This window comes from Pseudomonadota bacterium (assembly GCA_023229365.1).
Lineage (GTDB): Bacteria > Myxococcota_A > Polyangia > JAAYKL01 > JAAYKL01 > JALNZK01.
This window is the reverse complement of record JALNZK010000040.1, coordinates 12,892-26,897: the sequence shown is the minus strand read 5'-3', so window position 1 is coordinate 26,897 and position 14,006 is coordinate 12,892. Positions and strand designations below refer to the sequence as shown.

At 67.1% G+C, this 14,006-nt stretch carries 6 protein-coding genes; 2 read left to right on the top strand and 4 right to left on the bottom strand.

Features of this window, described 5'->3' with window-relative positions:
* Position 1: 1 nt before the first annotated feature.
* Both M0R80_16380 and M0R80_16375 read right to left on the bottom strand, forming a co-directional pair.
* Positions 2-1,111, bottom strand: coding sequence for a DUF444 family protein (locus tag M0R80_16380; GenBank protein ID MCK9461205.1), 1,110 nt, complete (start codon positions 1,109-1,111; stop codon positions 2-4).
* A complete protein-coding gene (locus tag M0R80_16375; protein MCK9461204.1) occupies positions 1,101-3,149 on the bottom strand; it encodes a serine protein kinase in 2,049 nt (682 codons plus the stop codon). The genes M0R80_16380 and M0R80_16375 overlap by 11 nt, the downstream gene beginning before the upstream one ends.
* Positions 3,150-3,337: 188 nt before the next feature.
* On the opposite strand from M0R80_16375, the gene M0R80_16370 reads away from it, so the two are divergent.
* Both M0R80_16370 and M0R80_16365 read left to right on the top strand, forming a co-directional pair.
* Positions 3,338-4,114, top strand: coding sequence for a Fic family protein (locus tag M0R80_16370; protein MCK9461203.1), 777 nt, complete (start codon positions 3,338-3,340; stop codon positions 4,112-4,114).
* Positions 4,115-4,228: 114 nt separating this feature from the next.
* Positions 4,229-6,184, top strand: coding sequence for a DUF4388 domain-containing protein (locus M0R80_16365; protein MCK9461202.1), 1,956 nt, complete (start codon positions 4,229-4,231; stop codon positions 6,182-6,184).
* A 3-nt stretch (positions 6,185-6,187) separates the two neighbouring features.
* Here the strand turns inward: M0R80_16365 and M0R80_16360 are convergent, their stop codons facing one another.
* Both M0R80_16360 and M0R80_16355 read right to left on the bottom strand, forming a co-directional pair.
* Positions 6,188-12,373 carry an Ig-like domain-containing protein gene (locus M0R80_16360; protein ID MCK9461201.1) on the bottom strand — a complete coding sequence of 2,062 codons (6,186 nt, stop codon included), beginning with the start codon at positions 12,371-12,373 and terminating at the stop codon, positions 6,188-6,190.
* Between the two features lie 136 nt (positions 12,374-12,509).
* Positions 12,510-13,955 (bottom strand): leucine-rich repeat domain-containing protein, encoded by a 1,446-nt coding sequence (locus M0R80_16355; GenBank protein MCK9461200.1) that lies wholly within the window; start codon positions 13,953-13,955, stop codon positions 12,510-12,512.
* Positions 13,956-14,006 lie beyond the last annotated feature (51 nt).

The window sequence follows — 14,006 nt, the reverse complement described above, 5'->3', positions numbered from 1 at the left end:
CCTACCTCCCCTTGCCGAGGAACGTCTTGATCGAGTCGACGATCCCCTCGCGGTCCTGGATCTCGGAGAGCACGATCCTCTCCTCGCCCGCGAGCTTGGCCTGGAGATCCTTGATGAACTGCCCGGACCCGTAGGGGCTGTGCACCTGGCCGTAGCAGAACATGTTCGACGCCGGCAGGAGCCGCTGCTCGAGGATCTCGATGCTCACCTTGGTGTCGTCCGTCGACCAGTTGTCGCCGTCGGAGAAGTGGAACGGGTAGATGTTCCACTCCGCGACCGGGTAGTCGCGCTCGATGATCTCGGCGCACAGCTTGTACGCCGAGGAGATCATCGTGCCGCCGGACTCCCGCGTGTGGAAGAACGTCTCGCGATCGACCTCGCGCGCCGTCGCGTCGTGGATGACGAACCGCGTCTCGAGCCCCTTGTACTGGGTGCTCAGCCACGCGTCGATCCAGAACGACTCGATGCGCACGATCTCCTTCTGCTCCTCCCCCATCGAGCCGGAGACGTCCATCATGTACACGATCACCGCGTTCGCCTCGTGCACCTGCTCCGTGCGCCACGAGCGGAACCGCTTGTCCTCGCGGACCGGCACGATCACCGGGCGCTCCGGGTTGTACGCGCCGGCGGCGATCTGCCGCTTGAGCGCCTCCCGGTACGTGCGCTTGAAGTGCTTGAGCGACTCCGGGCCCACGCGCCGGATGCCCACGTACCTGTCCTTCGTGGAGACGACGCGCTCCTTGCCCTTCTCCTCGATGTTCGGCAGCTCGAGCTCCTCGCCGAGGATCTCGGCGAGCTCCTCGATGGAGACGTCGACCTCGAGGGCGTGCTGACCCTCCTGATCGCCCGCCTCGCCCTGGCCGCTCTCGTCGCCGTCCGACTGCGACAGCGGATCGCCGACGTCGCCGTCGCCCTGGCCGACGCCGCCCTGGTTCCTGTCGCCGTAGCGGAAGCGCGGGATGTCGATGCGCGGCACCGGGATGGAGACGGTCTTGTCGCCCTCGCGGCCGATCAGCTCGCCCGAGGCGATGAACCTGCGCAGCTCCTGCCGGACGCGGCCCTTGACGATCTGCCGGAAGCGGGCGTGATCCTGGTGGATCTTAAGATGCATTCCTGGTGTCCCCGCGGGCGAAGATCGAGGCGACGAAGTTGAGGACGTCGGTGGCGCAGATCTCGCAGTAGCCGTACTTCTCCTTGAGGCGGTTCTTCACGATCTCGATCTTGTCCTGGGTCTCGCGGTCGATGACGTTGCTCACGAGCGAAGAGAGCTTGATCGAGTCCTTCTGGTCCTCGAACAGCTTCATCTCGAGGGCGCGGCGCAGCCGGTCGTTGGTGTCGTAGCGGAACTCCTTGCCGTCCACGGCCAGCGCGCCTATGAAGTTCATGATCTCCTTGCGGAAGTCGTCCTTGCGCCCGTCCGGGATGTCGATCTTCTCCTCGATGGCGCGCATGAGCCGCTCGTCCGGCGGCTCGTCCTGGCCGGTGTAGCGGTTGCGCACGCGCTCCTTGAGCGTGTACGCCTTCACGTTGTCGATGTAGTTCATGCACAGGTTGTTGATCGCCTCGTCGTCCGCGGAGATGGCGCGCTGCACCTGGTTCTTCACCATCTCCTCGTACTCCTGCTTCACGACGGAGATGAGCTCGCCGTAGTGCTTGCGCTTCTCCTCGCTCGTGATGAGGCCCTGGCTGCGCAGCCCCTTGCCGAGCTCGTTGAGCACCATGAACGGGTTCAGGCACCCCTCGGCCTCGGAGACGATGGCGTTCGAGATCTTGTCCTGCACGTAGCGCGGGCTGATCCCGTCCATCCCCTCGCGCGCGGCCTCCTTGCGGAGCTCCTTGACGTTGTCCTGCGTGAAGCCGGGCAGCATCTTGCCGTCGTAGAGCTTCAGCTTCTGCAGGAGCGAGAGCCCGGCCTTCTTGGGCTCCTCGAGCCGCGTGAGCACGGCCCACATCGCCGCGACCTCGAGCGTGTGCGGCGCGACGTGCACGCCGGGGACCTTGTTCTGGGCGAAGTCCTTCTCGTAGATCTTCTTCTCTTCCGAGACGCGCGTGATGTACGGAATGTCGATCTTGATCGTGCGGTCCCGCAGCGCCTCCATGAACTCGTTGGCGAGCAGCTTGTTGTACTCCGCCTCGTTCGTGTGGCCGATGATCAGCTCGTCGATGTCGGTCTGCGCGAACTTCTTCGGCTTGATCATGTGCTCCTGCGTCGCGCCGAGCAGGTCGTAGAGGAACGCCACGTCCAGCTTCAGGATCTCGACGAACTCGATGATCCCGCGGTTCGCGATGTTGAACTCGCCGTCGAAGTTGAAGGCGCGGGGGTCCGAGTCCGAGCCGTACTCCGCGATCTTGCGGTAGTTGATGTCGCCGGTCAGCTCGGTCGAGTCCTGGTTCTTCTCGTCCTTGGGCTGGAACGTGCCGATGCCGATCCGGTCCTTCTCCGACATGACCAGGCGCACGACGCGGACGTGGTCCATCACCTTGGACCAGTCGCCGCCGTACCGCAGCATGAGCGCGTTGAACGTGAACCGGCAGGCCGGGCAGAGATCGCCGCGGACGTCCACGGCGTGCTTGTCGGTGCCGAGGCCGAGCTCCGCGACCGCGCGCGCGCGCCAGTCCGCCGGGATCAGCTTGAGCGGCTCCTCGTTCATCGGGCAGCGCATCACCTTCTCGTGCGCGTCCTCGACGTGCCATTCGTGGGTGTACAGGGCGCCGGCGGGCGTACGGGTGTACGCCTCGAGCCCCTTCTTGAGCAGCCGGACGATGGTGCTCTTCGACGACCCGACCGGTCCGTGCAGGAGGAGGACCCGCTTTTCCGGGCCGTACCCTTCGGCCGCGGCCTTGAGGACGTTGACGAACCGCATGAGCGGGATGTCCAGGCCGAACACGGCGTCCTTGCCGCCCACGGTGTCCTGCTCGAAAAATCTAAAACGTACGATGCGCTTCTTCGTATCGAGGTATTCCTCGGTCCCCTTCGCGACGACCATGTCGTACACGCGCTCGAACGCGGATCGCGTCACCTCCGGCCGGGCGCGGACGATGTCGAGATACTCGGTGAACGTGCCGGACCAGTGCAATTCCCGGTATTCGTCCGCGTTTTGCAGTTTCGCGATGTGATTGATGGGATCGATGCCCTCGTGTGCGCTCATCTTGGCTCCTTGGCTCGTTTCCGCGGTTCTCGAAGTCGGCATTCAGTGTACGGCGAGTGGAAACAGGATCAAAGTTAATTCGTCTCATGATGCAAAAGCTCGGCCGCGCCATTTATTTGGTTTACAGGTGAGAACTGATATAATATCCTAGAAAGATTAATGAAACAGATGGGTTGGAACGAATTCTGATGAACGGAATGCAGTTCGACACCGAGGCCCCCGCCGCTCAGTGCGAGGATCTGGACGCGCACGCTGTGCAAGTGCGCTTCCTCATGGAGCGGGGGAGCGCCGAGGACATCGCGTCGCTCTGGCACCAACTCGACGTGTCGGCGATATACCACGACTGCGCGCTGGAGGGGCAGGTGCTCGGCCCCGACGAGCTGAACGCCGCGTTCGACCCGCGCGCCGTGCCGGATGCGTCCCGCGTGCCGCTGTACGGCTCGCTGCGCTCCCATAGGAACGCGTACGATCTGATGCGGCAGTTCGCGGCGTCCCGGTCGCTCGTGTTCACGCTCGACCTGTTCAAGCAGTTCCATCAGCTGTTCGCGCCGGATCCCGCCGAGGCGCGATCCGGTCGGTTCCGCGCCGAAACGCCGCTGCACCGCTCGTACTTCCACGAGATCTGCGAGCCGGACAAGATCGCGATGAACATGCGCAAGCTCGTGACGTGGTTGAACGAGTCGCCGGAGGAGCCGCCGCTGCACCCCATCGAGTGGGCGTCCCGCTTCCACAGGAGCTTCATGCGCATCTTCCCCTACGCCGACACCTCCGGCAAGGTGGGCAGGGCCGTGATGAACGCCATCCTCGTGCACCACGGGTACCTCCCCGCCATCATCCATGCCACGGAGCGGCAGCGGTACTACGAGGCGCTGCGCAACAACCAGCAGGGCTTCACCGACCTCGTCATCGAGTCGGCGGGGGCGTCGCTCGACGCCGCGACCAGGTTCCTGAAGCGCGCCCTGTAGGGGGCCGCGCCTGCGAAGAGCGGGTTTGACTTCGCGAACACGGCGGTAATAAACTGCGGTAGCGTAGCAACGACGGGCTCGGCGCGTGTTCCGGCGTGGGAAGCGACAGGCGACATGGGGCGATCCGACAAGGAGATCGTGGAACGACTCCTCGCTGACGGCGTGATCAGCAGGGAGCAGTGCTCCGTCGCGGTCAACCATCACAAGAGCTACGGCGGCTTCATCGAGGAGAGCCTTATCGACGTCGGCGTGATCGACGAGGAGGCGCTGCTCAAGGCGCTCGCGAACAACTACAAGACGCGCTTCGTCACCACCGCGAAGCTGAAGAAAGCCGACATCTCCCAGAAGGTGCTCGAGCGCGTCCCCCGCGAGCTCGCGATCAAGCACCACCTCTTTCCGATCCTCTTCGACGAGGACAACAGCACGCTGTCCATCGTCACGACGGACCCCACGAACCTCGAGGTGGAGCAGGAGGTCTGCCGGGTCGCGCGGGCGCTCAGGGTGCGCGCCTACCTCGCGCGGCCCGCCGCGATCAAGGCGGCGATCGGGAAGTTCTACAAGGGAGACATCCACGCGTTCGCGGCGATGGACAAGGAAGGGCTCCGCGAGTTCCAGTCCATGATGGACGTCTACCAGCGGAACCTCCTCGACGAGACCGACCTGGCCGCCGCGATCTCCGCCGCGGGCGGCGAGGGGCGCGAGCGGACGATCCTCGCCGAAGAGATGACCGCAAGGGGGCGCGCGGAAGGCGACGCGGGCGTCCAGGACCGCCAGGTCTCCGTGACCGCGCAGGTCGTGAGCGTCGTCCGCGTCCTCGTGTCGCTGCTCGAGAGCTCGCGCGGCGATCTCGCGGGCCACTCCGTCCTCACCGCGAGCTACGCGGAGCGGGTGTGCGCGCGCATCGGCCTCTCGCCGAACGAGAACGAGGCGATCACCCTGGGCGCGCTCTTGCACGACCTCGGCAAGGGGGAGCCGTACCACCTGACGCCGCTCAACGTCGCCGAGTGGGACGGCCACCGCGCCTCGGCGCTGAAGCGCTTCGAGACGCCGGTCCGCCTCTTCGAATCGGTGGAGCTCCCGCCCGAGACGATTCTGACGCTGCGCCACATGTACGAGCGGTACGACGGGACCGGGTTCCCGGACGAGCTCAAGGGCACGGAGATCCCGCTCGGCGCACGGATCCTGACCATGGCGGACACGTACGCCGATCTCACCTCCAACCAGCGCAACCCGTACCGGCACGTCCTCGGCACGGCCGAGGCGATGGAGGTGCTCAAGAAGGGGCGCGGCAAGGTGTTCGACGCGAACCTCGTGGATCTCTTCGGCGCGGTGGTCGCCGGGGACGACCTCAAGCGCCAGCTCCTCACCGGGGCGCAGACGATCCTCGTCGTCGAGTCGGACGCCGAGAACTGCGCGATCCTCGACATGCAGCTGACGACCCGCGGCTTCCGCGTGCGGGCCGCACGGACGGCGGACGCGGCGCTCGCGCTCCTGCAGAAGGAGTCCGTCGGGCTCGTCCTGGCCGAGGTGGAGCTCAAGCCGTTCGACGGGTTCGAGCTCAAGAAGCGGCTGAACGCCGATCCGCGGCTGAAGAAGATCCCGTTCTTCTACTTCACGGCGCGCGCGAGCTCCGCCGACGTCGCCCAGGGGTTCGGGCTCGGAGCCCAGGACTACCTCGTCAAGCCGTCGACGGTCGACGTCGTGGCGATGAAGATGCAGAAGTTCCTCGAGCAGGCGCAGCCCGCGGAGGCCAAGGGCGGCGTGTCGGGATCGCTCAAGGAGATGTCGATCCCCGACCTCGTGCAGATCCTGGCCCACGGCCGGAAGACGGGGCTCCTCCGGCTCACGTCGGGCCAGCAGCGCGGCGAGATCCACTTCGTGAACGGCGAGCTGTTCAACGCCCTGTGCGGCAAGCTGAGCGGCAACGAGGCGTTCTTCGCCCTGGTCAAGTTCAGGGATGGATCGTTCGCGCTCGATCCGACGTTCACCGCGACCGAGCGCGTGATCAAGATGAACGCCGAGATGCTCCTCCTCGAGGGGCTGCGCCGCTACGACGAGGACAACAGGTAGGCTCTACTCCACGATCACCTTGTCCGTTGCGCTCCTGCCGAACGTCTCGGGGCTGTACATCTCCTCGGCGCGGGCCGGCGGCACGACGAATGCGCCCGGCGTCGTGGCGCGGGCGACGTAGCTGTAGTTGTAGACGCCGTCCCACAGGAGCGACGTGAACGCCTCGACCCGCTCGTCGCGCATGTTCTCGTGCTCGTACCACGGCCGCCACCACCACCAGTAGCGGGTCGTCATCTTGTCCTCCGGCTTGTCCTTGTCGACCGGCAGCTTCTCGGTCGTCGCGAGCTCGGGGTTCACCGCCTCGAGCCCGGCCGGCATCGGATCGATGAGCGCGACGTGGTACCGCCGCGCCTCCGCGACCATCGTGAGCCGCACCCGCACGCGGGCGCCGGCCCGGATGCGCCAGGTGCCGTCGGTGTCGCGCTTCACGTCCGCCGGATCGTCGATCGCCGCGTACGACCGCTCGACGGTGAAGCCGTAGTCCGCGGCCTCGAGATCGAGATCCTTCGGCGCGTAGCGCATGCCGATCCGGTAGTACAGCCGGCCCTTGCCGTCCTTCTGCAGCACGAGCGGCTGGTCGCCCTTGCGCTCGGCGACGAAGCTCATCGGCACGTCGATCTGGGCGCGCTCGGTCGTGCGGCCCTTGAACGCGTGCTCGCCGGCGAAGTTCTCGCCCAGCCACACGCGCGCGACGAAGTCCGGCGTGGTCTTCTCGTAGACGTTGAAGTAGCGGTCGAGCGCGAGCAGGATGAACGCGTTCTCCTGCGTGTTGAGCCACTTGCCGCGCGTCTTGTGGGCGAGCAGCCCGCGCACGACCTTGGGGATGAGGTCGTTCTTGGGATCGACGAGGATGAGTGCCTCGAGCACGATGCCGTCGACGCGCCTGTCGGAGTGCAGGAGCACGTGCGCGCCGTCGGTGTAGCCCGTGACGAAGTGGGCCGCGCCGGCGGTCTCGGTCGCGTTGTTCGTCATGTGGCGCAGGATCTGCTTGACCGCGTCGGCCTCGCCGCCCGCGTGCAGCAAAGGCAGGATGAAGCCCAGGCTCTCGAACGAGAGCTTCTTCATCCCGGCCTCGTCGAGGAGCGCCTTCGCCTTCTTCGCGTCCGACTTGCCCATCAGGTGGAGCACGTGGAGCGCGTACGCCCGGATCATCCAGCGGCTCTCCATCGAGTACCACGCCGGGATGTGGCGCTCGATGTCCTCGAGGTAGCGCTCGGCGCGCTGCCACATGAGCGGCGGCACCTCGTAGCCCTTGGCCTTGGCCCGCGCGAGCGCGCTCGCCACATGGATCGTGAGGTACGGCCACCCCTCGTCGCCCTTGCGCCAGAACGAGAAGCCGCCGTCGTAGTTCTGCCGCGCGGCGAGCTTCGCGAGATCGCGCTTCACGAGCTCCTCGAGCTCCTTGGGCTCGGGCAGCCCCTCGGCCTCGAACGCGCTCAGGACGTCGCGCAGCGCGGCGATGGCGAGCACGCGGCTCGAGATCTGCTCGTTGCAGTCGAACGGGTAGCTGACGAGATAGAGCACCGCGTCGGTCAGCGCCTGGAGCTGCGTGGACGAGGTCGTGATCTCGAGGCCCCCGAACTGCGGCCACACGTCGCCGGGCGCCCGGACCGGCTGGATGAGCGAGCCCTTGTCGATCTCGCCGTAGGTGGCGAACGCCTCGGCCGTGGCCGGCGTCCACACCGGCAGCTCGAACCGGGCCGCGTCGGAGCTCGCCCCGCTCGCGGCGATCACCTCGAACCGCGCGGTCCCCGCCTTCTCGGAGGCGGCCGGGAAGCGCACCTCGACGCGGTCGTTCGCAGGCACCTCCACGCGCCTGCCCGAGCTCGTGACGCCGCGCTTGCCCGTGCCCGGCACGGCCGACGCGCGGTCCTTGGCTATGAAGACGTTCGTCGCGCGCACGGCGACGTCCACCGTCATCGGCTTGTCGGTCTGGTTCTGCAGCACGACCGGCAGCTCGAAGACGTCGCCGAAGTTGAGGAACCGCGGCGGCGACGGCCGCGCCATGAGCGGCAGCCGCGCGGTGAGGTTCGACTCGCCCGAGCCGAACCGCTTGCCGCCCTCCACGGCGACGACCATGATCCTGTAGCGCGTCAGCGAGTCGGGCAGCTTGATGTCGACGGTCGCCTTGCCCTTGGCGTCGGTCACGACCTCGGGCGCGAACAGGGCGAGCGCCTCGAAGTTCGTGCGCACCGCGATGGCGCCGCCCCCGTCGTCGTCGCCGCCCATGTCGCCCTTCGAGGCCTTCTTCGACTTCATGGGCGCCTTGTCGCGCTCGGCGGACGCCTCCTCGTCCATCAACGACTCGGCCATCTTCATGCCGCGCATGGCGCCGCCGCCCTCGCCGCCGCCGGGCGCGGCCGAGGGCATCGCCATCATCGGCGAAGGCGGCGGCATCGCCGACTGCGCCATGGGCGCGTTGTCCATCGACATGCGCCCCGCCTCGGCCACCGCGAGGGCGCTCGGATCCGTGAGCAGCACCTGGCTGCGCGAGTGGTAGTCCTGCACGCCGGCGCCGCGCGCCGTGTAGAACACGTCGATCGGATTCGGCAGCTTGTAGCCGGTGAGCGCGAGCACCGCCTCGTCGGCGGCGACCACGACGAGCTCCGCCCCCTTCACCGGCGCGCCGTCCGCGCCCTTCACGACGAGGTCGATCTTCGTGCCGCCGCCCGGCTCGATCGCCTTGACCCGCGGCTCGGCCTTCACGGAGAGCGTGCGGGCGAGCGGCGGGACCTTGAACGTCAGGCTGCCGGTCGCGTAGGCCACGCGGCGCGGCAGATCCTCGCGCGGCTTGCCCTTGTCGTCGCTGCGCACCGCGGCGCCGGTCACGTCGACCTGCACGAAGACGCTCGGGATGTGCTCCTCCAGGATCGGCACCGACAGCCGGGCCGTCGGCCCCTTCATCGTGAAGCGCTCCTCGCGCACGAGGCCGGAGCGCCGGATCGTGAGCACGCCCTCGGCCGGGTAGAACGGCGACTGCACGAGCAGTGCGGCGGTCTCGCCCGGCTGGTACTCCTCCTTCTCGGGGACGAGCGTCAGCTTCTCCTGCTCGACCTCGCGCGACGGCGGCGTCTCCCCGCCCTCGACCCACACGCGGATCTCGGTGAGGTTGCGACGGCCGTACGCGTCGCGCAGCGTGCCTCGCACGCGGTAGGTGCCGCCCACCTTCGGGTGGAACGAGCACTTCACCGGCTCCTCGGCCGAGCCGACCGAGCAGCTCTCGACGTCGAGCTCCTCCTCGCTCCACTCGCCCGCCTTCCACATCGCCTCGAGCCGCGCGAACTCGAGCGCCAGCGCGACCCCGGTCGCCGCCTTGCCGTCGAGGTCGACCGCGATCGCCTCGACCTCGATAGGATCGCCCTTGGGGTAGAAGCCGCGCGCGGTCTTGAGCCCGACGTACAGATCGGCCGGGTGCACGAGCAGCTCGCGCCGCGCGGTCCACGCCTGGCGGTTGACGTCGGTCACCGTCGCCTCGGCGGTCACGGTCATCGGCCGCACCGGGTTCACCGCCTCGAAGCGGATCGCCACGCGGTGATCCCCGATCGCGTCGGTCTTGCCCTCGAGCGTGGCCGTCTCGCCGCCCGCGCCGCCGCCGCCGAAGAAGCGCCACCAGGGGCTCCACGGGCCGAACTGGAACTCATCGCGATCCGGCGGCGTGTAGTCGGCCCGCGCCGCGTAGGCGCGCCAGATCACGGGCGCGTTCGGGAGCCCGCCGCCCGCGTAGTACTTCGCGGAGACCGAGGCGGTCGCCTCGGTGCCGAGCACGTAGGGTCCGGGCGACGCGTCGGCGCTCACCTCGAACTCCGGCCTGCGGAACTCCTGGATCTGGATCGGGTGGGAGAACGTCGTGTTCGAGACGCCCGCGCCCTCGGCGGTCAGCTCGAGCCACGCCGTGCCCAAATTGATCTCCTTCGGCAGCGTGAGCGCCACGTGGAACCCGGCGAGCGCGCTCACCTTGACGTCGCCCTTGGAGATGTCGTTGCCGCGCGAGTCGCGGAGCTTCCAGGAGATCTTCTCGGGCTTCGAGGGCAGGGCGCCCACGTCGCCGTGCACGGCCGGATCGAAGGCGCGGATCCACCCCTTGACGCGCACCTCCTCGCCGGGCCGGTACAGGCCGCGGTCGTCGAAGGCGTACCAGCGCGCCTCCGGGCTCGGCTTGGAGCCCTGGAAGCCGGAGCCGCCCCAGTAGCCGTACTCGTCCGCCGGCAGGAACGCCGCGTCGTCGCGCGTCGAAACCAGGAGCAGCTGCGCCTTCGACGGATCCGAGCCGAGCGCGAGCCGCGCGAGCCCCACGCCGTCGGTGACCCCCTTGATGCCGGAGCCGGGCGCGAGCTGGGCGTCCGCGCCCTCGACCGCCTTGCCGTCCGCTAAGCGCGTGGCCCAGACGAGCATCTCGGTCGCGTCGACGAACGCCGTGACGCCGAGGTCGGTCACCTGCACCCAGACGAGCACCTCCTGGCGGCGCCACTTCTCCTTGGGCTGCTTGGCCGGCTCGACGTGCACGATGAAGTGGCCGTGGCGCTTCTCGACGAGCTTCGAGAGATCCACGTGCGTCTGCGCGAGCCGGTCCGGCTCGCCCTCGACCTTGACCGAGCGGTCAGAGACGCGCTTCCCGGGCAGCGGCCCGGGCTTGGTCGTCTCGTACCGGTAGTTGCGCCGCCACTCGTTCCACGCGCCGTAGTCGGCGGGGGAGACCTTGTGGATCCGCACCTTGAGCTTGTCGTGGTTGATGCTGTGGATCGCGAGCTTCGGCGGGCCGGACGGATCCAGCGTGACGAGCTCCTTGCCGGGCCCGAACAGCGTCTCCTCGGCCGGGCCGACCTCGAACGTGACGTGCTCGGTCTTCTCGAGCGTCTGGCCGAACTTGTCCTTTGTCGACGCCGGGATCGTCACGGTGTAGCGCGTGCGGCCCTGCTTCATCCCGCCGATGTTGATCGTGTCGCCCCACAGCCGGATCACGGCGCCCGGCACGGCGGGCTCGATCTGGATCGCGGTCGGATCGAACGCGTCGGCGTCGAGCGGGTTGTTGAACTCGATCGACCAATCCTGCGTCGGCGGGCACTCGTCGTTCCAGCCGCACCGCGAGCGCTCGATCTCGAGCGGCGAGTAGGTGTAGAACTCGAACGACTGGTCCTTCTGGGTCGTCTTCGGCCCCTCGGCCGAGGGCGTGCCCTTCTTCACGACCACGTCGAAGTGCGTGCCCTTGGGGATCTTCGAGCCGGCCGTGAGCGCGGCGAACCGGCCCTTCTCGGCCCGGGCGACGAGATCGCGCACGTCGTCGTCCGCGGCGATCTCCTCGTCCGTCGCGACCCGCAGCGCGATCGACTTGCCGCCGTGCTTGAGCCGCGTCATCTCGGCGATCGCGTTCGCGTCGATCCGCTGATCGAACTCCACGAAGATCACGGGGTCGATGTCGCGCGGGCCGTACTGCGGGAACTTGCCGACGATCATCGGCGGCGGGGTCGTGAACGCGAACTTGACCGCCTCCTTCAGCTTGTCGCCCGTGGCCGACGCCGTGCCGGCCGGCACCTCGACCGCGTAGTCGGTCGCCATCGGGAACCGCTTGTCGGGCTCGAAGATCAGCGTGCGCGTGCCGAGCCAGCGCCAGCTCCCGGCGGGCTGCGGCGACACGGTCGCGGGCCTGGTCTTCGCGGCCTCCTCCTGCGAGGTGACCGCCACCATGGGCCGCGAGAAGGTGAGGCTCAGGTGCGGGGCGATCGGCACGTCGCCCTCGGGCGCGAACCGGATCACCTCGAGCGTCCCGGGCTTGCCCGACTCCGGGGGCTTGAGCGCGATCTCGGGCGGGAACGGGAGGTCGACCTTCTTCCCGGTGAGCGGCGGCGGCGCCGAGCCCGGCCGCATGGCGAACTCCTTCGCGTCGCCGATCTCGGCCGCGAACCCCTCGGTGCGTGCGAGCAGCTTGTCGAGCTCGGCCTTCGTGAGCTGGGCGCCCGGCGCCACGGCGAGCCTCGGCTGCTCGTCGCGCGGCGCGCCCACCTCGCGCAGGCGCAGCTTCATCCCCTCGAGATCCTCGTCCTCGACGAAGCTCACCTCGTCGCCGCCCGCGAGCTTCGGCTGCTCGACGACCGGGGCCTTCGTGGCCGTCTTGTCGGTGCGGCCGCCGCAGCTCGGCGCCATGCCGGCGACCGCGAGCGACGCGAATACGAAAGCGACGAACAACCGTTTCATGGCGAATCCTCCGTTGCGACGCGAAAAGCGTGAACGAAACCGCGGACCTTTGGGACGTTCCGAGAGCTTATACGATTCTCGGGCGGGTTCGATCCGAAATTGGAGAAAGGTGGGAGGGGAACGGAAAACTGTACGTTCAATACTCCCAGCACACGGGTGTGTCCGAATCCTCGTCGTCGGGGTCGAACCAGTCGCCCCAAACACATACACCGCGAGTCTGTAGCGCCGAGATGTTGCCTGCCTCGGCCGCCTCGTCAACCGGATTCAGAGTTACCTTCACCTCGTGTTCGACGCCGACCCCGAGGTTGGCGACGAGAGGCGCGAGAGTCGTGATTTCGTTATCGTTGACATCGAGCAGCGTCGGCACGGCGCCTGTTGAAAACGGGGCGAGATCGCCAATCTGGTTGGCTTCCAAATACAGGCGATCCAGTGTGCCCAACGAAGAGAACGGTGTGAGATCCACGATCTGGTTGTACGAGAAATCGGCGATCGTCAAAGCCGTGAGCGAGGAGATCGGCGAGAGATCGGCGATCTGGTTCTGGCGCGCATAGAGCTGTGTCAACGCGGTGATGGGAGACAACGGCGTCAGATCGCTGATCTGGTTAGCGGAGAGATCGAGGTACGTCAGGGTGGTTAGGGAGGAGAGCGGCGAGATGTCGACGATCTGGTTGTAACCGAGCCTGAGCTCGGCGAGGACGGCAAGGGAGGAGAGCGGGGATATATCGGAAATCTGGTTTCCTTCGAGGTTGAGTGTCGTGAGCGAGGTCAGCATCGAGAGCGGTGCGACGCTCTCCACCATGTTGTGTGAGATGTCGAGATACGTCAGGGCCGTGAGGCTGGACAGCGGAGCGACGTCGCTGACTTGACTTGTGGCGAAGAGATCAAGGTGTGTCAGGGAAGCGAGCGAAGCGAGCGGCGTTACATCGTTGACGGTGTTCCAACGCAGGTCGAGGTACGTCAGGGCGGTGAGCGAGGAGAAAGAAGCAAGGTCGATGGTTTTCATGACGAGAGAAAGGTCGAGATGCTGCAATGAATGGAGGGTGGCCAGCGCGGCGAAACCACTGGCGTACTCACACTCGTGCAAATCGAGATACGTCAGTGAAGTGAGAAACGAAATCGGAGACAGGTCGGTCACTGCGGTCCATGAAAGATCGAGGTGCGTCAGGGACGTCAGCGCGGAAAGTGGCGAGATGTCGGGGACACCACCCCACCCGGAGTAGCCGGTGTCATCACCGAGCTCCAGGGTTGTCAGGGAGGTCAGACACTGAATCCCCTCGAGCGAGTTCACTGCGTACGCCTCCGCGTTCAACTCCGTGAGGCCCGCAACATCCTCCGAGTAGATCTCTCCCTCCATTTTGCTGATCGCGACACGCACCGCCAGCTCGAGGTATTCATCCTCGAACGCGAGCGATCCGCTACAGTCGACACCGGTGTCGGTGTCGGCGTCCGAGTCGGTGTCGATGTCCGTATCGGAGTCCACCCCTGCATCCTCATCGCCTTCGGCCGAATCGTCGCACGCGAATGCGGCGAGACCGACGAGCAGCAGGAGCCCAAGGCCGAGACGCGCGATGTTCTTCGACATGATTCCCTCCTCGGCGCGACGCGCCGGAGCAGGAATGCAGCAAGTTCCGAG

Bases quoted from the DNA above. Each gene is read 5' to 3' on its own strand.
- M0R80_16380 (MCK9461205.1), bottom strand. From the start codon at position 1,111: ATGCATCTTAAGATCCACCAGGATCACGCCCGCTTCCGGCAGATCGTC.
- M0R80_16375 (MCK9461204.1), bottom strand. From the start codon at position 3,149: ATGAGCGCACACGAGGGCATCGATCCCATCAATCACATCGCGAAACTG.
- M0R80_16370 (MCK9461203.1), top strand. From the start codon at position 3,338: ATGAACGGAATGCAGTTCGACACCGAGGCCCCCGCCGCTCAGTGCGAG.
- M0R80_16365 (MCK9461202.1), top strand. From the start codon at position 4,229: ATGGGGCGATCCGACAAGGAGATCGTGGAACGACTCCTCGCTGACGGC.
- M0R80_16355 (MCK9461200.1), bottom strand. From the start codon at position 13,955: ATGTCGAAGAACATCGCGCGTCTCGGCCTTGGGCTCCTGCTGCTCGTC.
- M0R80_16360 (MCK9461201.1), bottom strand. From the start codon at position 12,373: ATGAAACGGTTGTTCGTCGCTTTCGTATTCGCGTCGCTCGCGGTCGCC.